Origin of the sequence: Microbacterium ginsengiterrae (assembly GCF_014205075.1) — a bacterium.
GTDB lineage: Bacteria > Actinomycetota > Actinomycetes > Actinomycetales > Microbacteriaceae > Microbacterium > Microbacterium ginsengiterrae.
The window spans coordinates 1,718,873-1,738,206 of record NZ_JACHMU010000001.1; the positions used below are offsets into that span (position 1 = coordinate 1,718,873).

The window sequence follows — 19,334 nt, forward strand, 5'->3', positions numbered from 1 at the left end:
TCATGGATAACGAACGAACGACTCCACTCGCCGTCGACGCGCGACATCTCGTCAAGCGATATCGCAGGAAGACGGCCGTGAACGACATCAGTCTGCGCATCCCGGTCGGCGACACCTTCGGCATCCTCGGCACCAACGGAGCAGGGAAGACGACGACGGTCGAGATGCTCGCAGGACTCCGGCGCCCGACAGCAGGGAGCGTGCGCATCCTCGGAATCGACCCTCGTCGCGACGTCGGCCGGGTGCGGCAGGTCCTCGGCGTGCAGTTGCAGGAGGCGAACCTGCACGATTCTCTGACCGCGCGCGAACTCGTGAACCTCTATCGGAGCTTCTACGCGAACCCACTGGATGCTGACAGCGCTCTGGCGATGGTCGAGCTGCAGGACAAGGCCCGGACCCGGTTCGCCCGGCTCTCCGGCGGTCAGAAGCAGCGGTTGTCGATCGCGCTCGCGCTCGTGGGACGACCACGCGTCGTCATGCTCGACGAACTGACGACCGGTCTGGACCCCACGGCGCGGCGCCGGGTGTGGGCGACCATCGAGTCACTGAAGGAGCAGACGGTGATCCTCATCAGTCATGCGATGGATGAGGTCGAGCGACTCTGCGACAGGATCGCCGTCATCGACGCCGGACGCGTCATCGCCCAGGGCACTCCGGCGCAGGTGAAGACGCAGGTGTCCGCCGACACCCTCGAGGAGGCGTTCGTGCGTCTGACCGGAAAATCGATCGTGAACGAGATGGAGAACGCCTGATGACTGTGACGACCATGCTCCCCGTCATCGCCCGTCGCCCCGGCGCGAAGGCCTGGGCGCGGATGATCCAGACCGAGGCGCGGATGATCCTCCGTGATCCCGCGAACATCATCATCCCTCTGGCACTTCCCGTGCTACTGCTCGTGATGAACGGTCTGTCGCTGGAGAACCCGAGAGAGGAGGTGCGCCCGGGAATCACCGTGCTGGACCTCTACGCGGTCCCCGTCGTGCTCAGCCTCGTGGTCACGATCATCGCGGTGATGAACTTCCCCGGTTACCTCGCCACCTACCGGAAGACGCGAGTGCTCCGGCGCCTGGCGGTCACACCGGCCTCACCGGCGATGGTGCTCATCGCGCAGATCGTCGTCAGCTTCCTCCAGATGGTGTGCGGCATCGTCATCGCCTGCGGGATCGCGATCGTCTTCTTCGGTGCCCGGCTGCCGCAGGATCTGCCCATGGCTGTGCTCGTCCTCCTCGCCCTGTGCACGGCGATGTACGCGGTCGGGATGATCGTGGCATCGGTGGCACCGACGCCCAATGCCGCCGCGGCCATCGGACTGGTCGCCTTCTTCGGGATGGCCGCGCTCGGGGGCATGTTCGGGCCGGCGGACAACCTGCCGCCGCAGTTGTCCGAGATCGGTTCATGGCTGCCGTTCGGCGCTGCGGTCGAGGCCTTCCAGGCGACCTGGCAGGGCGAACAGGTGAGCCTGCAGAACTGGGCGAGCCTCGCTGCGACGACGATCCTCGGGATCGGTGTCGCCGCGGCACTGTTCCGCTGGGAGTGAGCGGCTCGGGTGTGCATCCTCCAGGCGGATGTACACCCGAGCGGGTGCCCGGTCAACCCTTCTCCGCAGATCCGTGAGCAGGAGTAGAAATGCTCAGGGATCCGGTGAGGGTCCTTCTCAGAGGGAGGATCGCGCATGTCATCACCGGCGGCGAAGGTCAAAGAAGTCATGTCACTCGTTCCGGCGCGGATGGACCGACTGCCGTGGTCCCGGTTCCACTGGCTGATCGTCGTCGGATTGGGATTCTCGTGGATTCTCGACGGCCTGGAGGTGCAGATCGTCGCGGCGAACGGGTTCGCCAAGACGCTCGACATGGGCGCGGTCGAAGTGGGCATGGCCGGCACCTTCTACCTGCTCGGTCAGGTCTGCGGCGCTCTCGTGTTCGGCCGGCTCACCGACAAGCTCGGCCGCAAGAAGCTCTTCCTCATCTCGCTCGCTGTCTACCTGATCGGCAGCGCGATCGCAGGCCTCTCCTTCGCCCCGTGGTTCTTCTACATCTGGCGGTTCGTCGCCGGCGCCGGGATCGGCGGAGAGTACGCCGCGATCAACTCCGCGATCGACGAGATCATCCCGTCGAAGTACCGCGGACGCGTCGACATCGCTATCAACGGCACCTACTGGGGCGGCGCGGCGTTGGGAGCGGTCGCGAGCGTGTTCTTCCTCAACACCGACATCTTCGCGCAGGACATCGGGTGGCGGTTGAGCTTCTTCGTCGGCCCTGTCCTCGGGTTGCTGCTGATCTACATGCGCCGCCACATCCCCGAGAGCCCGCGCTGGCAGATGACCCACGGCCGTGAGGAGGAGGCCGAGCGCAACGTCTCCGAGATCGAGGATCGCATCCGCAAGGAGGGTGAAGAGATCCCTCCTGTCGACGAGTCGAAGGCGATCACCGTCAAGGAGTACGGCCGGGTGCCGTTCATGGTCATCGCGAAGGTCCTGTTCAAGCAGTACCCGCGCCGTACGTTCGTCGGGGTGACCATGATGGTCACCCAGTCGTTCCTCTACAACGCGATCTTCTTCACGTACGCGCTCGTCCTGGAGAACTTCTACGACACTCCTCCGGCGTCGGCCGGAACGTACTTCATCGTCTTCGCCGTCGGCAACCTCACCGGTGCGCTCGTGCTCGGACACTTCTTCGACACGTGGGGCCGCAGGCGGATGCTGTTCGGCACGTACGTCATGGCCGGTCTCATCCTGCTCGTGAGCGCCTTCCTCTTCAACGCCGGCGTCCTCAACGCGACGACGCAGACGATCTTCTGGTGCGCCTCGTTCTTCTTCGCGTCGGCCGGCGCATCCGCTGCCTACCTGACGGTCAGCGAGATCTTCCCGCTCGAGCTGCGCAGCCAGGTGATCTCCTACGTCTTCTCGATCGGACAGGCCGTCGGCGCGATCGCGCCCACGCTGTACGGGTCGTTCATCGGCGACGGCACCGACCGCACCCCGTTGTTCTGGGGCTACGTGCTCGGATCGGCCGTGATGATCTTCGGCGGAGTGATCTGCGGGATCTTCGGCGTCAGCGCCGCGGGCAAGTCGCTGGAGGACATCGCCGACCCGCTCTCGCTCGTCTCCGAAGAGCAGGAGAAGGCAGGGAAGGGCAAGAGCAAGAAGGCCGAGAGCCCCTCGGCTACGGACGGATGATTTCGGTGTGCGGAGTCAGGTACTGACGCAGCAGCCACGGCTCTACTGGGTACCTGCGAGACCTGCCCGGCGCTCGCGGAAGTCCGGGCGGTCGAAGTATGACGCGATCGTGGCGGCATCCAACGGTGCGACACCGCCTGCCGCACGCGCTCCCAGACGTACGCGCGCGCTCTTGACGGCCATCAGCGAGATGGCCTCAACGCCGGCCGCAGTGTCGGAGATCGCGACGATGCCGTGGTTGCCCAGCAAGACGAGCGATGGCAGCTCGCCATGCTCCGTGACGTACTCGCCCAAGAGATCCAGGAAGACCCGGCCGAGTTCCATGCCCGGCTGCGCGTAGGGGACGAACAGCGGGCGTCCGAGAATCATGTACTCCTCGGAGTACACCGGCAATGCGAACGATGTCTCGGCCTCTGCGCTTGCCAACAGCGCCACGACATCCGTGGGGTGCGTGTGCGCGACGTACCTCTTCGGCCCGAACGCCCTGACGGCGACATGCACGAGTGACTCGATCGATGCCCTGATCCCGGTCGCCGCCGTGAGCGCAGTCGTCAGGTCGTCCTGACTCATGCCCGGGTCGCGCAGGATGCGCAGAAGCTCCTCCTGATCGACAGCGACGAACGTGTCAGCCGTCGCGTCCGCCATCGAAGACCCAGAGGCCTTCACGACGAGCGTCCTGTCGTCGATCTGCTCACTCGTGTTCCCCTCAGCCAGGATCACGAGGTCCCGCTCCGGGAGGCCGAGGCGGCGGGTGAGTTCGATCAGCTCCGCGCTGACGAGGTTCGGGCTGACGCGAGCGTTCATGCGTGCTGGTCTCTTTCCTGCGGTGGGGGTCATCGGGGGGCGTATCGTTTGGGTGCAACCGTGCGCGCCGCGACGGCGCGAAGGTCATCCAGCGTTCCACTCAGTTCACCCATCGCGCGGGCCTGCACGAGGATGTTGCCGAGTGCCGTCGATTCGTCAGCGCCGGCGAACACCGGCACACCGGCACGCGCGGCCAGCTGTTGACACAGCAACGCGTTGCGCGAGCCGCCGCCGACGATATGGATGCGGGCGAGCGTCTGGCCGGTGAGAGAGGTGGACTCCAGCGCTGCGTCGGCGAACGACTGCGCGAGGGAATCGATGATGCAACGCGCGGTCTCGGCCATTCCGACGGGCATAGGCAGCCCGCGCTCCGCGCACCATGCGGCGATCCGCGCCGGCATGTCACCTGGCGTCTGAAAGACGGGATCGTCGACGTCGACAACGGCGAGTCGGCGGTCGACCGTCCCCGCAGCGGCGAGCAACGACAGCAGATCGACGGGGCCGCGCTCAGTCTCCCACAGTCGGATGGACTCACTCAGCATCCACAAGCCCATGCCGTTGCGCATCAGGAGGTGGCGGCCGTCGATGCCCGACTCGTTCGTGAAACCCGCCGTCCGAGACCGTTCGGTGAGCACCGGTTCGTCTCGCTCCACCCCGACCAGCCCCCACGTTCCGCAGGAGACGAACGCGGAGCCTTCTCCTGTCATCGGGATCGCGGCCACCGCGGACGCCGTGTCGTGGGCGCCGACTGCCACGACCTCGACCGACGTGCCGATGGCCTCTGCGACCTCGGCCGTGGCGGCGCCGAGAGAGGTGCCGGGAGGGACGATGGGCGGCAGAAGAGTCGCATCTGTCTCTGCGGCCTGCAGCAGTCGAGCGTCCCACTCGCCCGTGCGAGCATTCATCAGCGAGGTCGTCGAGGCGATCGTGCGCTCCGCGATGCGCTCACCGCTGAGCCAGTACGTGAACAGATCAGGCATCAGCAGAGCTGTGTCGGCACACTCGATCGCGCCTTCGGACGCGTCGGATGCCAGCTGATAGATCGTGTTGATCGGCAGCGAATGGGTCCCCGCGATGGCGTAGATCTCGGCGGCCGCCACGCGCGCGTGCACGCGATCGACCTGCTCCAACGTGCGCTCGTCGCGGTAATGCACGGGGTTGCTCAGCATCCGCCCGCGACGGAAGAGTCCGTAGTCCACCCCCCAGGTATCGGTTGCGACCGAGAGCAGTCCGCGGTCCGCTCGCACCGCGTCGCGCAAGTGGGTGATGGCGCTGTCCCACAGGGAGAGCACGTCCCAATGCATGCGTCCGCCGATCGTGACAGGTGAGTTGGCGAACCGCCCCGCCTCGCGCATACGGACGCGACCCGACTCCAGCTCTCCGATGATCACCCGCCCGCTCGTGGCGCCGAAGTCCAGCGCCGCGAAGCTCGGATTCATCCGCGACGGCCTTCGGCGAGCCATTCGACCAGGTTGCACCACATGGTTGCGGACCCGCTCCAGGCCAGAAACTCCGGCGGCAGCCAATGTGGGCCCATATCGCTCGTGAACGCAGCGACCCGCCCAGCGCCTTCGTCGTCGACGAGGAGAAGCGGGTGCGCGCCCGCTTCGACCAGTACCTCTGCCCCGGGGCGCGGCCGAACCCTGTGATGACCGAGAATGTGCGGCCAGTGCGGATCCAGCCCGTGGGTGATCGCGTGCTGAGCGACGACGCGCGGCTGCTCCCCCTGCGGGGTCTCTTCTCGGTCGTCGCCGATCTCCATCTCGACAGGGAGGATGTCGGCGAGCGCTGTTCCGCGGTAATTCGCTTTCCCTTCGATCCCCTGGAAGCTGAGATACCCACCGACCATCAGCAGAGCACCGCCGTCGCGGACCCAGTCGACCAGGAGCTGCAGCCGGTTCGGAAAGCGCTCTCCGCGGGAGAAGACGCCGTCCGGCAAGAGCAGGGTGTTCGACCCGATATCGCTGAGCACGACCACATCGATGTCGGCGAGAGCCGCGCGATCGGACGGGAACCGTTCGGCCGCGACATGGTTGGGCTGGAACTCGACAGCGTGACCGCGTGTCTCGAGGGCGCTGATGAAGTCGGCTGCACCTTCACCGTACGACGAAGTGGTGAAGGTGTCGAAGCCCTTGGTGTGGATGGTGGTGGTCGACCATGATTCGCCCGCCAGCAGGACCTGTGCCATGTCGTCTCCTCAACCGGTCAGAACGCCAGTCCGCGCGGCTCCGGTCCGAGCGCAGCCTCACGTGGATGAGGCACGCTGTACCCGTTGGCGCGGTAGGCCTCGTAGTCGAATCCTTCGCATTCGTCGTATCCGATCCGGTGGTACTCCTCGAAGCCGTCCCAGTCCTCATACCCGGCGCCGAACGCGTTGTCCAGGAACGCATCCGCCATGGCCTTGCCCAGGCGCGGGGCGATGAAGAAACCGCCCATCGCAAGCAGGTTGGCGTTGTTCGCCGTCGAGGCGCGCTTGGCCGCCGGCACGCTTTCGCATACCGCGGCATGCACGTGTGGGCACTTGCTCGCCGCGATGTGGATTCCCATGCCGGAACCGCAGAACGCGAGGGCCTTCTCGTACTCGCGTTCGGCGATCTTCGAGCCCAGCATGAACCCCACACGGTGGTACATGGGGGTGTCGTCCTTGGATGGCGTCACGTCCTCGACGGTCCACCCGCGTTCCTCGAGGTGCTTCTTCACCGCCTCCTTGAGCGGGAAGCCCGCGAAATCAGCTCCCACGACGACATGGCGGTCCTTGACGAGTCTCATGACTGAGTTCCTTTCCATCGCAGCAGCCTCATGAGGTTGCCGCGTTTGTCCCACTGGTTGACGACGATCACGAGCAGCAGCACGCCACCCCAGATGAGCGGTCGGTAGAAGTTGCTGATGTTGGGGAAGGTGTTCAGCAGCGACGAGAGCACCTGCAGCACGACCACGGCCAGGATCACCCCGGTGAGTCGCCCGGAACCGCCGTTCGGGTTGATCCCTCCGAGCACGACGATGAGGACCGCCAGCAGTGTGTACGTGGAACCGTAGTCGGCTTTCGCGGAGTTGTAGTTCGCGAGCATCACGAGGCCGGCCGCGCTGGCCAGGATTCCGGAGAGCATGTACGTGCGGATGATGAGACTGGTCGTCTTCAGCCCGCTGAAGTTGGCGGCAGTCTCGTTGGAACCGAGCATGTAGAGCTTCGTGCCGAACGCGGTCTTGGTCATGAGGAGCCCGATGAGCGCAGCGACGACGACGAAGATGACCAGTGGCATCGGGATGCCCGCGACTCGGGCGGCCATCACCTCCGCGTACTGCGGAGGCAGACCACTGATCGGTTTCCCCGCGCTGATGATGATGGCGACGCCGGTGAACAGCTCGAAGGTGCCGAGAGTGACGAGGATCGCGGGGATCCTCACCTTGGCCACGAGGAAACCGTTGAACGCGCCGGCCGCGGCACCGAGGACGAGCGAGAACACGATCGCGCAGACGACGGCGAGATGGCCCTGGCCGGCATCCGCTCCGGTGGGGGCGATGGCCAGCATCAGTGAAGCGCTCCCGATGGCGGTCATGTTGGCGACGCCCACGACGGAGAGATCGATCCCTCCGAGAATCATGGTGAGCATCACGCCGAGTGCCATCAGCGCGAACTCCGGGAACTGGACGGCCATCGACTGCCAGGTCGCCGGGCCGAAGAAATACTGCGGCTTCATCACAGCGAAGAAGATCAGCAGCAAGGCCAGTACTGCGGCCAGCCGGACGACGTGCTGGTCGCGCAGCACAGCAAGCCTCGGTCGGGGAGAGGTGGTGCCTGTGGAGTACATGTTCGATTCCGTTCTCAGACCAGCGCCGCGGAGCGCTTGCGGGAACGACGTGTCAACTGGACGGCAGATATTCCGGTGCCGACGATGATGAGTACGCCGAGTGCGAATCCCTGCCAGAAAGTGGGGATGCCGACGAGGATCATGCTGTTCTGCACGATGACGATCAGAAGAGTGCCCAGCATCGCGCCGGTGAGGGTTCCTGTCCCGCCGGTGATCGCGGTCCCACCGAGGACGACCGCGGCGATGACCATCAGCTCCATACCGAGGAGGTTGGTGGGGTGCATCTGCTCCATCATGCTGGTGCGGACGAGCCCTGCGATGGCGGCGGTCATTCCGACGATGACGTACAGCCAGAACTTGATGCGGCGGACGTTGAACCCGGCTCGAGAAGCGGCGCTCTCATCGCCACCGATCGCGTAGATGCCGCGCCCGAACTTCGTGTAGCGCAGAAGCAGGAAGGCGCCGACGACGACCGCGATTAGCAGCAGGAACGACACCGGCATGTTCGAGGTCAATCCCGAAGCGGGGTTCGTTGCGACGAAGAGCGTCGCGCGACCGAACTCGCTCATCCCGGCGGGGATGTTCGGGATCTGCACCGACCCGAGCGCACCTTGCATGAATCCCGAGAAGACGTTGGCCGTGCCGAGCGTGATGATCAGCACCGGTACGGCGATCCGGGATGTGAACAGGCCGTTGAACGCACCCAGAATTGCCCCGAACGCGATCGCGAGGAGGAACGGGAGCCACACCCCGCCGCTCCAGCCGGCGTCCACGAGGATCCGAGTGGTCGCGTACACGGCGAGCGATGCCAGCGCCGGAAAGGACACGTCGATGCCGCCCGAGACGAGAACGAGGAACGCTCCCACCGCGAAGATTCCGGGGACGACCATCGCGTTCGCGAGGTCGACGATGTTGTTCGCGCTGAAGAACTGCCCGCTGCGGGCCTGGATGATGAGGCTCAGCGCGACGATCACGAGAAGCAGATAGAACTCGTTCGCCCGCAGCATCCGGTGGATGAGACTCTGCACGTCAGGCTCCCTTCGAGGTGGCATCGACGTCTTCGGACATCAGCGCTGCCAGATCGTGCTCGTCCGTGGTCGCGGGGTCGAGTTCGCTGACGATGCGACCGGCGTTCATGACGAGTACCCGGTTGCAGTTCTCGAGGACCTCGGGGATGTCGTCGGAGATGATGATCACGGCGAGCCCCTCGGCTGCGAGTGCCCGCAGGACGCGGTGGATGTCGTGCTTGGACCCGATGTCGACGCCGACGGTGGGGCCGTTGAGGATGAGCACGCGCGGATTCGTCGCGAGCCATTTCGCCAGCACCACTCGCTGCTGATTTCCTCCGGAGAGGGTGTTGACGGGATTCTCCGGATCAGGCGTGGCGATGCGGAGTTCGTCGACCCAGCGCTGTGCCTCGGCATCCGCCTTCCGCTGATCGAGTACTCCGAGCGACGAGACGAAGGCGTCGATCTCGGATATCACGATGTTGGATCCGATCGAGCGCTCGAGGAAGAGTCCTTCCGTGAGACGGTCCTCCGGCACGTAGCCGATGCCGTGTGCGATCGCGCTGCGAACGCCGTTGAGGTGAACGGTCTCGCCGTTGATCCGGATCTCCCCGGTCTCTGCCTTGAGCGCACCGAACAGCGCAAGTGCCAGTTCGGTGCGTCCCGAGCCGAGGAGCCCTGTGATCCCGAGGATCTCGCCAGGACGCAATGACAGGTCGACATCCTCGAATGCGTTGTCATGTCCGAGACCGGAGACCTCCAGCACGGGCGATGCGTCCTCGATCACGGGAGCGAAGCGCGTCTCGTCGAACTCACGACCGGTCATGTACGTGGAGAACGACTTGCGGTCGAGTTCCTCGGGCAGGCAGGTGATCACGTGCTTGCCGTTGCGGATGATCGTGAAGCGCTCACTGATCTCGAAGACCTCTTCGAGCTTGTGGCTCACGAACAGGGTGGCAATCCCGCGGGCTTTCAGATCGAGGATGATGCCGAACAGTCGTCGCACCTCGCGGCGCGTCAGCGCGGTGGTGGGCTCATCCATGATGATCAGACGCGCGTCGCTCATCAGGGCGCGCGCAATGGCGACCAGCTGCTTCTGCGCCACGGGAAGCGTGCCGACCCTGGCTTCGAGGTCGATCTCGACACCGATCTTCTCGAGCGCTTGCGTGGCGACCTGGCGCATGCGGCGCCAGCTCACGAGGGGGCGACCGTCCGAGAGCTCTGCGGTCAGTGCCAGATTCTCCATCACCGACAGGTTCGGGAAGACCGAGAAGTCCTGATAGATGACCTGGACACCATGTGCGATCGCCTCGCGGGGGTTCAGTTTCGTGAAAGTCTCGCCCCCGAGTTCGACAGTGCCGGCGTCGGGGGAGTGAACGCCGGAGATGACTTTGATCAGCGTCGACTTGCCGCTGCCGTTCTCTCCGGCCAGGCAGTGGATCTCGCCGGGAGCGATCTCCAACGAGATGTCCTGCAGCGCCTGGACTCCGGCGAAGGCCTTGCTGACACCCCGCACGGCGATGACGTTGTCGCCCATCGGTGCTTCCTTTCGTGTTCGAGCGGTGGGTGCGGCAGGCGCGTCGCCTGCCGCACCCGGTTCGGTCAGAATCCGAACTCGTCCACGTTGTCCTTCGTGATGACGACCCAGCCGTTGCCCTCAAGGACCTTGTCGCTGCCTTCGGCGAAGTTCATGTCCTCATAACCGGCGACACCGAGGTCCAGTCCGTCAGTGATCTCCTCGCCGTTGAGAATCTTCTCGGCGAGCGCGGCGAGCGCGTAGCCGGCGTCAGCCGGATCCCACAGCGTGAGGGTCTTCACCAGGCCCTTGTCGAGGATCGACTTGTTGGCGGCGGGCATGCCCGTTCCGCTCACGAAGACCTTGCCGGTCAGCCCCAGCTCCTCGATCGCGCGGGCGACGCCGGGCGCATCGAACGACGACGTTCCGACGATGCCCTTGATCTCGGGGTACTTCTTGAGCAGCTCCTTCGCCGCCTGATATGCCACCTCGCCGTCATCCTGCGATTCGACCCTGGGCTCCGCCTCGAGCAGCGTCAGGTTCGGGTAGTTGGCCTCCGCCTGGGCGACCGCGCCGTCGGCCCATTCATTGTGAGAGGCGTTCGTGACGTGGCCGACCATGGTGGTGTACACGCCCTCTTCGCCCATCGCCTCGGCGAGGTTGTCCATGATGAATGCGCCGTAGTCGGTGTTGTTGAACGCCTCGATGTCGTACATCGTGTTCTCCTGGCTGGCGCCCTCGTGGGTGACCACGACGATTCCCGCGTCCATCGCCTGCTTGAGGACCGTCTCCAGAGCGCCGGGGTCGACCGGGACGACGCCGATCGCGTCGACGCCCTGGGCGATGAGGTCCTGGATGACCTGAGCCTGCATGGTCGCGTCCGTCTCGGCGGGACCCTTCTGGTAGACATCGAGGCCGGTGTCGGCAGCGAACCTTTTCACACCCTCTTCCATGCGCACGAACCACGGGTTCGTCGAGTCCTTGGGGACGATGGCGATCGTGTAGTCGCCGTCGCCGCCCTCGGCGGGTGCGGCGCCGGGGTCGGCTGACTGACCGCCGGGAGTGCAGGCGGCGAGTCCGAGTGTGAGGACGGCGGCGATGCCCATCGCCAGCGCGGTAAAGCGTCGTTGCTTCATGATCTCTCCTTGATGCGACTGCGAATCGGGATCGCAACGACAAGGTAAGGGACCACCGCGTCGTTGCGTGGTATAACGATTTTGAAGCGCTTCATTTTCTGAAGCGCTTCAAAATCTACATGGCAGCAAGGGTCTCCGCAAGGGACGTCAAGAGCCATATAGTGAGCGAGCACCACCGCGAGTGCGACGACGGGGGAAACGAATGACCGGATCGGAGGGGCAACCACGCGCGTCCGTACGACTTCGGGATGTCGCGGAGAGTGCAGGCGTGTCCACGGGGACCGTTTCCAACACGTTGAATCATCCCGAGCGGGTGCATCCTCGCACCAGGATGCTCGTCCAAGAGGCGATTCGTGAACTGGGCTTTGTACCCAATCAGCAGGCTCGAGTGCTCACGGGGGCTGTGAGCAACGTGATCGGGCTCGTCGTACTCGACGTGGAAAGTCCGTTCTACATGGAGACCGCCCACGCTCTCGAACGTGCCGTGCGCGAATCGGAGCACGTCGTGATGCTGTGCAACTCGGAAGGTGATCTCAGTCGGGAAGACGCGCTGCTGACGATGCTCGCGGCGCAGCGCGTCCGCGGGGTGCTCCTGGCTCCGGCCACACCGGAACGCCATGCGGACCGGTACCTGGATCTGCCCGGCGAACTGCCGGTCGTCCTGCTCGACTTCGACGGAGGGGAGCAGCACTGCTCTGTCACCGTGGACAACTTCCTCGGCGGGCGACTGGCTGTCCGGCATCTGCTCGATCTCGGCCATGAGAACATCGCGTTCATCGGAGGCTCGCCCGATCTGCGTCAGTTCGCGCAGCGAGCCGCCGGGGCGCGCCAGGAGATGATCTCGTCCGGCCTCGACCCCGACCGTCACCTCACTGAGGTGAGTGTCTCGGGCATCGGAATCCGCGACGGGCGGAGAGCGGCCGAGTTGCTCCTCGACGGCGGTGCTCCTGATGCGATCTTCTGCGGCAATGACATGCTCGCTTTCGGCGCGTACCGTGCGATCGTCGCCGCCGGGCTGCGCGTGCCGGACGACATCGCGCTCGTCGGCTATGACGACATCGACTTCGCGAAGGACTGGATCGTGCCGCTGACGTCCATCCGTCAGCCCATCGATGATCTGGGGGCGCACGCTGCACAGCTGCTCCTTGAACACTCGTCGAACGACGAGGGACACGTGCATCGTCACGTCGTGCTCGAGCCCGAACTCGTGGTGCGGCGCTCCAGTGATCGCCGCCGGTCTGCGAACTGAGCGCGGCTCAGGACGCCTCGGCTACGGACGGATGATCTCGGTGTGCGGAGTCAGGTACTGACGCAGCAGCCACGGTCCGAAACGCTTGGTCTTCAGGCATGTGTCGACGGTCGTGCACTTCACCATCGGGTCGTGCGCGGCGTAGATGGCGAAGGCCTCGAGCTTCCGCGCGAGCAGCTCCCCGCCGAGGTTCACGTCCCGGTTCTCGATCGGGTATCCCTGCGAGTACACGACGCGCGAGGCGTCGATCCGGCCGGAGTCGGTCGTCATCATCACGATGTCGCCGGTGACCTGATGGTCGGGGTGATCTCCGGACGTCCCCTTCGCCCGACCGGGCAGGTGAGCCATGACGCTCAGCGGGTCGTATGCACCGTAGAGCTCGGCGACGGTCGAGCCGATGCCGTCGAGGTCGACGGGTGCGCCCGTGTCGATCATCTGCAGCTGCCCGATGGTCCCTGCCAACAGCTTCGGCAGGCTCGTCCACCCCGTGGATTCGAAGCCCTCCGCATCCAGACCGCCGTCGGGAAGTCGAAGGAAGAAGAACGCCACCCGTGCGTCCTCCGCGGGGCGGCTCATCGCCAGGGTGAGGCCGTTCGCGAGCGTGACGGTGCGCTCCGTCCATTCGCGCGGTCCGCCGAGCAGTGCGTCGTACGCGTGGCGCAGGCCGTTCTCGCGTTCGCGCGCGTACTCCAGCCCTTTTCCGGCATCCGAACCAGTCAAATACAGGTTGCGGACGCACTGCCCTGCGTCGAGCGCGAGGGGGATCGACGGGCTGCCGAAGATGAGGTCGTCGTCGTAGTGCGCCCAGACCGTGAACATCGTCCCGGCCTGGCACGGAGCGTCGACGTACTGCAGCGGTGTGGTGAACGCGGTGACGTCGTCCCCGGCGGCGAGCACGAGCGGCAGATCACCGCACTGGTGGGTGGTGGCGAAGAAATCAACGGCGTCCGCCTTCGCCTGCACGAGCATCCGGACGCTCTCGGCACCGATCGCGCCGGGGCAGTCGACCGTCACGATCTGCGTGATCCGCTCCTCCCCGAGATCGTTGGGAGGCGGCGGGGGAGGAGGCGTCGGAGTCGGAGTCGGCGTCGCGGTCGGCTCGACGATCGCGGCAGCGGTCGGCACTGCAGCACTAGGCGTCATCGCGCACGCCGAGAACACCAAGGTCAACGCCAACAGCGCGCCCGTTCCCCACACCGTCTTGCACCGATGCATGTGCCTGTTCTCCCCCGAGTCAGGCTCAGTATAGGGGTACGTTCGGGTATGGTCGGCGCATGAGCAACGCAGTGGCGCGTCCTCCGAAGCGCGAGGCCTTCGGATCGCGGAACGTCTTCATCCTCTCGGCCATCGGATCGGCCGTCGGCCTCGGCAACATCTGGCGGTTCCCCTACGTCGCCTACGAGGGCGGTGGCGGAGCGTTCCTCATTCCCTATCTGTGCGCGTTGCTGACCGCTGGCATCCCGCTCCTCTTCCTCGACTACTCCATCGGGCACCGATTCCGCGGCTCCGCGCCGCTCGCGTTCCGGCGCATGCACCGGGCAGCCGAGCCGCTCGGCTGGTGGCAGGTGCTCATCTGCGTCGTGATCTCCGTCTACTACGCGGTCATCATCGCGTGGGCGGCCATGTACACATGGTTCTCCGCCCTGCTGACGTGGGGCCCTGGCAACGAGAACGACTTCTTCTTCAGCGACTTCCTGCAGATGGGCGACGTCTCGACGGGTCTGTCCCTGGAGTTCGTCCCGCAGGTGGGCGTCCCGCTGCTCGTGGTCTGGATCGTGACGATCGTGATCATGGGCTTCGGTGTGAAGCGCGGCATCGGGCGGGCCAACACCGTGCTTCTTCCGCTGCTCACGCTGATGTTCATCGTCCTCGTGATCCAGGCGCTGTTCCTGCCTGGTGCCATGGACGGACTCAACGCCTTCTTCACTCCGAACTGGGCCGCCCTCGCCGACCCCGGCGTGTGGGCCTCCGCTTACGGCCACATCTTCTTCTCCCTCTCGGTGGCGTTCGGCATCATGGTGACCTACTCGTCGTACCTCAAGCGCAAGACCGACCTCACGGGCTCGGGCCTCGTGGTCGGATTCGCGAACTCCGGGTTCGAGATCCTCGCCGGCATCGGCGTCTTCGCCGCGCTCGGCTTCATGGCCCAGGCCCAGGCGGCCGAGGTGTCCGAGGTCGCATCGGCCGGGATCGGGCTCGCGTTCGTGGCGTTCCCGACGATCGTGTCGCAGGCCGCAGGCGGTCCGATCATCGGCGTGCTCTTCTTCGGAGCCCTCACCTTCGCCGGCCTCACCTCGATGATCTCGGTCCTAGAAGTGATCGTGGCCGCCATCCAGGACAAACTCGGCTGGGGCCGCGTGCGCGCGACGCTGACGGTGACGATCCCGCTCGCCGTGATCTCGATGGCCTTCTTCTCGACGACGACCGCGCTCGCGGTGCTCGACACGACGGATGCCTTCGTGAACGCGTTCGGGATCATGGCCGTCGCGCTCGCCGCGGTGATCGTCGTCGCCTGGGTCCTGCACAAGCTGCCGGTCCTGCAGGAGCACCTGAACCGCCGGTCGAGCTTCCGCGTCGGTCTGATCTGGAAGCTGCTCGTCGGGGTGCTCGCGCCGGTCGTGCTCGGCTATCTGTTCATCAGTGAGATCGTCTCGAAGGCGTCGGAGACGTACGGCGGATACCCGGATTGGTTCGTGTCGGTCTTCGGGTGGGGGATGGTCATCGCTCTCGTCGTCATCGCGATCCTGCTCTCGCTCCTGCCGTGGAGCAGGAGTTCGCACGCGAAGGACGATCCGGAGTACGACGAGTTCCTCGTCGAGGAGAAGTACGAGCCGGATGCTGAGACCGGCACGATCCAGGTGCAGACGGATTCCACGCAGAAGGGAGCGGGCCGATGACCACCGGTGCCATCATCTTCATGATCATCGCCATGGTGACGGTCTGGGGCGGGCTCGCCGCCGCGATCGTCAACCTCGTGCGGCACCCCGAGGCCTCGGAAGCGGAGCCCAGCCCGCCTGTCGAGCTGTAGTTCCGTCGGTGCGGCGCTGCGCGACTCAGTGGTTGCGCAGCGCCGAGATGAGGTCTGCCTTCTTCTTGCGGGAGTACCCGGTCAGCCCGAGTTCCTTCGCTCGCTTGCGGAGTTCGTCGACCGTCCAGTCCTCGTAGTCGCCGGACTTCCCACCCCGTCGACCGACCTCCGAACGGCCCTTCTTCGTGCCGCCGGTGGCATTCGCGATGCGGGCGGCCTTCTCCTTCGAGGCGCCGTCCTTCCTCAGCTCTTCGTAGAGTTCCGGGTCCTTCAGTCGTGAGTTCGCGCCGCGAGGCATGATGTTCTCCTTCTGTCGTCCTGGTCGTCGCCCGTCAGATCACGCGCGGATCTTCTCGCCGTGCGAGACGAGCAGTTCGGTGGCGGCGGCGATGGCCGCGGCCATCACATCCTCCGGAGATCCGTCGACCTCCAGCAACTTGTGTCCCTGGTCGCCCTCCACGGACCAACCGAGATACACGGTCCCTGCCGGGTGAGGACCCTCCGGGTCCGGGCCGCCGACGCCCGTCGTGGACACGCAGATGTCGGCGTCGAAGAGTTCGCGTCCACCGGTCGCGAGCTGCTCAGCGCACTCGGGCGAGCAGGGATCGGTACCCGGCGTGAGACCGAGCAGGCGTTCCTTCACGTCCACCATGTAGGCGACGATGCCGCCGGCGAACCACTCGGACGCCTTCTCGCCGGCCCCGACGGCGTGGGCGAGACCACCCGCGGTGAGCGACTCCACGACGGCGATCCGCAGACCGCGGTCTTGAGCCATCTCGCTGAGCGTCGCGACGTCGTCCGGTGCGGAAGAGGTGTCGAGGCTCATGCGGCGGCCTGCCGAGAGATGCTCTCCACGGTCTCCCCGGTGGCCTGCGGGCTCAACGAGAGTGCGATGTCGGCCTGGCTGACGATGCCGACGAGCCTGTGGTCCTCGAGAACGGGGAGCCTGCGAACGCGATGCTCTTTCATCCGATCCAAGGCGATGCGGATGTCCTCCCCCGCGTCGACCGTGACCGGGACGCCCTCCGCAAGGCTCCGCGCCGGGGTGGTCTCCGGGTCGAGGCCGATCGCGACGGCCTTCACGACGATGTCGCGGTCGGTGAGCATGCCCTTGAGCTTGCGATCCTCCCCGCAGATCGGGAGTGCTCCGACGTCGAGCTCCGCCATGACGGATGCCGCGATGCTCAGCGCATCGTTCTCTCCGATGCACCTCGGCGCGGGGGTCATGATGTCGCTGGTGAGAGTCATGCGTGTGGTCCTTCCGTGGTGCGCGGGCGATGCCGGAACCCCGACGATAGGGTCAGCCGGAACAGGGAAGAGGGGCCTTGACAGCGCAGCCTCAGCCGTCCTTGACCTCGAGACCTTCGCCCTCGGGGGAGCGGGCACCGTCGGACTCGCGCGTCTCGCCCTCGCTGTAGTCCGGGCGCGCGGGCTGCGGAGGCTGATCGGAGAGCTCGCCGCCGGTGCGGCCACCATACGGGCGTCCATGATCGGCGAACTCCTCGCGTCCGAACACGAGCCGCCACGGGCCCGCTGTGAAGCTCGCGCCGGTGCGAAGGATCTCCGACCGCTCGGGGGCGCCGGTCTCCGCGGCGCCGGAGTTCGCGTTCATCTCGCCTGCGCCGTGCAGGGTGAGCACATACTCGTCCTGGTCGTCATGCAGGATCTCGGCGTGCACGGGGTCCGTGTCCGCCAGGCGCAGCTCGTTGCCCTCGGCCGACCCGATTCGCACAGACTCCGCGTCGAGTGCGAACTCGAAGCGCTCGCCGTCGCGCGAGACCTTCAGATGGGGGTTTCCTGCGCCCCACTCCGCGTGGGTCGTCGTCGGCTGGGGCGGCTGCGGTGCATCCTGAGAACTCATATGCTCCTCCTCGATCGGTCTGTGAGGAGCCACGTTACTCACGGCCGTGATCCGGCACGAGGGGCTTGACCTTGCGGTCAGCTCTGTGCAGAACCACCCGGGGTGACGTGCTCCTCCACCAGCGAGATCCCGCCGCTGGAGTTCGCGGAGTTCGCCATCGCGGTGATCCATTCCGCCGAGAGCTTGGGCGTCTCGGGCTCATCGAAGGTGAATCGCAGCGGTATGGCGGGATGCAGCCAGATCGTCGAACGACCGGAGCCGTCGTGGTGCCGCCACGACAGAGTGAAGCTCTCATTGCGGCGAAGCTTCGTCGCGATCACGACCTTGAGGTGGGCGAGAGCCCGATCGTCGATGAAGATCGGTTCTTTCGCGCCGCCGTAGAACATCATGCCCATACGACTACGCTACAGATCATGGGCAAGTTCATCTATGAGGGCGGCGTCAAGGTCGAGATCGAGGACCGTGCGCTCACACACCTGCAGCTTGTGATCAGTGCGAAGTTGCGCCGCGGAGAGCCCTTTGCGTTCAGCTGGCGCGAAGACGCCAGTGTCGGGGGAGGGCGCACCACCGTCTGGGTGCACCCCGGGAGTTCGATCGTCTACAAGTACTACGGGGGGCGCCAGCCCTCCATCAACCGCGCCTGGGTCGACGCGCTCGCGTTCACCGCGAATGCTCCGACGGGCCTTTACCTCGTTCCGGAGCCGCCGGAGACGAACGACGCGGGCTCGGGCGACCTGGGCGGCTGAGGTTCCGGCTACCGGGATGTGACATCATCCGGATTCGGCTGAGCCTGTCAAGGGCCTGGTTCGGATCGGGGGTCCGGGGGAGGGTGGTCATACCGCCGATCCCCCAAGGAGCCCCGCATGACTGCTAGCACCCCCGACCCGCGACACACGCACCACGACGGCGAGTTCCCCGGGCAGACCCAGGATCAGCCGGGCCAGACCACATCGATGCGTCCGGAGCCCGATCACGGCGAGGACAGCTACCAGGGCCACGGGCGGCTGGAAGGCCGCAAGGCGCTGATCACCGGCGGCGACTCCGGGATCGGGCGCGCCGTTTCGATCGCGTTCGCCCGTGAGGGCGCAGACGTGGCGATCGCCCACATGCGAGAGGAGCAGGCGGATGCCGATGCCACTCTCGAATACGTCCGTGAGGCCGGTCGGACCGGGCTGAGCCTCGCCGGAGATCTCCGCGACGACGAGTTCGCCGCCGACGTGGTGGCGAAGACCCGCGACGGACTCGGGGACCTGGACGTCCTCGTGCTCAACGCGGGTTACCAGCACGACATCGACGGCTTCGAGAACCTCCGCTCCGACCAGATGCGTCGAGTCTTCGAGACCAACCTCGAGGGGATGCTCATCACGGCGAGGACCGCGTTCCCCGACCTCAAGCCGGGGGCGAGCATCATCGTCACGGCATCCATTCAGGCCTACAACCCGTCGCCGGGTCTCGTGGACTACGCGATGACGAAGGCCGCTCAGGTCGCGTTCGTCAAGGCACTCGCGGAGGAGGCCGGCGAGCGCGGAATCCGCGTCAACGCCGTGGCGCCCGGGCCCATCTGGACGCCGTTGATCCCGGGAACAGGGTGGGACGAGGAGAAGGTCGCGGAGTTCGGCAGCGACACCCCGCTGGGGCGCGCGGGTCAGCCCGCGGAGCTCGCCGGCGCGTATGTCTACCTCGCCTCGGCGGAGTCCTCGTTCACCTCCGGCGCGATCCTCGCCGTCACCGGAGGGAAGGCACTGTGAC

General features: G+C 65.9%; 22 protein-coding genes and 1 pseudogene. 9 read left to right on the top strand and 14 right to left on the bottom strand.

What is annotated here, in order from left to right; all coding sequences use genetic code 11:
* Positions 1–2: 2 nt before the first annotated feature.
* From HD600_RS08525 to HD600_RS08535, 3 genes are all read left to right on the top strand, one after another.
* The gene (locus HD600_RS08525; protein ID WP_184282970.1) at positions 3–752 is read left to right on the top strand and encodes an ABC transporter ATP-binding protein; all 750 of its coding nucleotides are present in this window, start codon (positions 3–5) and stop codon (positions 750–752) included.
* Positions 752–1,537: an ABC transporter permease gene (locus HD600_RS08530; protein ID WP_184282971.1), complete on the top strand. Its 786-nt coding sequence runs from the start codon at positions 752–754 to the stop codon at positions 1,535–1,537. The genes HD600_RS08525 and HD600_RS08530 overlap by 1 nt, the downstream gene beginning before the upstream one ends.
* 135 nt (positions 1,538–1,672) lie before the next feature.
* Positions 1,673–3,175 carry an MFS transporter gene (locus HD600_RS08535; RefSeq protein WP_241731650.1) on the top strand — a complete coding sequence of 501 codons (1,503 nt, stop codon included), beginning with the start codon at positions 1,673–1,675 and terminating at the stop codon, positions 3,173–3,175.
* Positions 3,176–3,217: 42 nt separating this feature from the next.
* Here HD600_RS08535 and HD600_RS08540 read toward each other — a convergent pair whose 3' ends face one another.
* The 8 genes from HD600_RS08540 to HD600_RS08575 form a co-directional block, all read right to left on the bottom strand.
* A complete protein-coding gene (locus HD600_RS08540) occupies positions 3,218–3,979 on the bottom strand; it encodes a class II aldolase/adducin family protein (protein ID WP_184282973.1) in 762 nt (253 codons plus the stop codon).
* A 29-nt stretch (positions 3,980–4,008) separates the two neighbouring features.
* A complete protein-coding gene (locus HD600_RS08545) occupies positions 4,009–5,442 on the bottom strand; it encodes a rhamnulokinase (RefSeq protein ID WP_241731651.1) in 1,434 nt (477 codons plus the stop codon).
* Entirely contained in the window at positions 5,415–6,167 is a 753-nt protein-coding gene (locus tag HD600_RS08550; RefSeq protein WP_184282975.1) for a glutamine amidotransferase, read from the bottom strand. Before HD600_RS08550 ends, HD600_RS08545 begins: the two co-directional genes overlap by 28 nt.
* Before the next feature lie 17 nt (positions 6,168–6,184).
* A complete protein-coding gene (locus HD600_RS08555) occupies positions 6,185–6,748 on the bottom strand; it encodes an RpiB/LacA/LacB family sugar-phosphate isomerase (RefSeq protein ID WP_184282977.1) in 564 nt (187 codons plus the stop codon).
* Positions 6,745–7,788 carry an ABC transporter permease gene (locus HD600_RS08560; RefSeq protein ID WP_184282979.1) on the bottom strand — a complete coding sequence of 348 codons (1,044 nt, stop codon included), beginning with the start codon at positions 7,786–7,788 and terminating at the stop codon, positions 6,745–6,747. The genes HD600_RS08555 and HD600_RS08560 overlap by 4 nt, the downstream gene beginning before the upstream one ends.
* A gap of 14 nt (positions 7,789–7,802) precedes the next feature.
* Positions 7,803–8,816, bottom strand: a complete 1,014-nt coding sequence (locus HD600_RS08565; protein WP_184282981.1) for an ABC transporter permease subunit — start codon at positions 8,814–8,816, stop codon at positions 7,803–7,805.
* 1 nt (position 8,817) lies between these two features.
* Positions 8,818–10,332 carry a sugar ABC transporter ATP-binding protein gene (locus HD600_RS08570; protein WP_184282983.1) on the bottom strand — a complete coding sequence of 505 codons (1,515 nt, stop codon included), beginning with the start codon at positions 10,330–10,332 and terminating at the stop codon, positions 8,818–8,820.
* Between the two features lie 65 nt (positions 10,333–10,397).
* Positions 10,398–11,447, bottom strand: a complete 1,050-nt coding sequence (locus HD600_RS08575) for an autoinducer 2 ABC transporter substrate-binding protein (RefSeq protein WP_184282985.1) — start codon at positions 11,445–11,447, stop codon at positions 10,398–10,400.
* A gap of 202 nt (positions 11,448–11,649) precedes the next feature.
* Here HD600_RS08575 and HD600_RS15250 point away from each other — a divergent pair.
* Positions 11,650–11,811, top strand: a pseudogene (locus HD600_RS15250) (LacI family DNA-binding transcriptional regulator); the annotation flags it as partial.
* Between the two features lie 39 nt (positions 11,812–11,850).
* Positions 11,851–12,696 (top strand): substrate-binding domain-containing protein, encoded by an 846-nt coding sequence (locus tag HD600_RS08580; protein WP_338402191.1) that lies wholly within the window; start codon positions 11,851–11,853, stop codon positions 12,694–12,696.
* Positions 12,697–12,717: 21 nt separating this feature from the next.
* Here the strand turns inward: HD600_RS08580 and HD600_RS08585 are convergent, their stop codons facing one another.
* Positions 12,718–13,911: a PIG-L family deacetylase gene (locus tag HD600_RS08585; protein WP_184282989.1), complete on the bottom strand. Its 1,194-nt coding sequence runs from the start codon at positions 13,909–13,911 to the stop codon at positions 12,718–12,720.
* Between the two features lie 59 nt (positions 13,912–13,970).
* Here HD600_RS08585 and HD600_RS08590 point away from each other — a divergent pair, with 59 nt between their 5' ends.
* The gene (locus tag HD600_RS08590; protein ID WP_184282991.1) at positions 13,971–15,593 is read left to right on the top strand and encodes a sodium-dependent transporter; all 1,623 of its coding nucleotides are present in this window, start codon (positions 13,971–13,973) and stop codon (positions 15,591–15,593) included.
* Positions 15,590–15,724: a methionine/alanine import family NSS transporter small subunit gene (locus tag HD600_RS08595; RefSeq protein WP_144794708.1), complete on the top strand. Its 135-nt coding sequence runs from the start codon at positions 15,590–15,592 to the stop codon at positions 15,722–15,724. The genes HD600_RS08590 and HD600_RS08595 overlap by 4 nt, the downstream gene beginning before the upstream one ends.
* A gap of 25 nt (positions 15,725–15,749) precedes the next feature.
* Here HD600_RS08595 and HD600_RS08600 read toward each other — a convergent pair whose 3' ends face one another.
* From HD600_RS08600 to HD600_RS08620, 5 genes are all read right to left on the bottom strand, one after another.
* Complete coding sequence (locus tag HD600_RS08600) at positions 15,750–16,022, bottom strand: DUF7218 family protein (protein WP_144794710.1); 273 nt, start codon at positions 16,020–16,022, stop codon at positions 15,750–15,752.
* A 39-nt stretch (positions 16,023–16,061) separates the two neighbouring features.
* Positions 16,062–16,550, bottom strand: coding sequence for a CinA family protein (locus HD600_RS08605; protein ID WP_184282993.1), 489 nt, complete (start codon positions 16,548–16,550; stop codon positions 16,062–16,064).
* Positions 16,547–16,972, bottom strand: a complete 426-nt coding sequence (locus HD600_RS08610) for a CBS domain-containing protein (RefSeq protein ID WP_184282995.1) — start codon at positions 16,970–16,972, stop codon at positions 16,547–16,549. Before HD600_RS08610 ends, HD600_RS08605 begins: the two co-directional genes overlap by 4 nt.
* Before the next feature lie 91 nt (positions 16,973–17,063).
* The gene (locus HD600_RS08615; RefSeq protein WP_144794716.1) at positions 17,064–17,585 is read right to left on the bottom strand and encodes an FHA domain-containing protein; all 522 of its coding nucleotides are present in this window, start codon (positions 17,583–17,585) and stop codon (positions 17,064–17,066) included.
* Positions 17,586–17,662: 77 nt separating this feature from the next.
* Entirely contained in the window at positions 17,663–17,980 is a 318-nt protein-coding gene (locus HD600_RS08620) for a DUF7882 family protein (protein WP_144794718.1), read from the bottom strand.
* 18 nt (positions 17,981–17,998) lie between these two features.
* Between HD600_RS08620 and HD600_RS08625 the strand changes: the two genes are divergently transcribed.
* Positions 17,999–18,331 (top strand): DUF7882 family protein, encoded by a 333-nt coding sequence (locus HD600_RS08625; RefSeq protein WP_144794720.1) that lies wholly within the window; start codon positions 17,999–18,001, stop codon positions 18,329–18,331.
* Between the two features lie 117 nt (positions 18,332–18,448).
* The gene (locus HD600_RS08630; RefSeq protein WP_184282997.1) at positions 18,449–19,333 is read left to right on the top strand and encodes an SDR family oxidoreductase; all 885 of its coding nucleotides are present in this window, start codon (positions 18,449–18,451) and stop codon (positions 19,331–19,333) included.
* The last annotated feature ends 1 nt before the right edge of the window (position 19,334 follow it).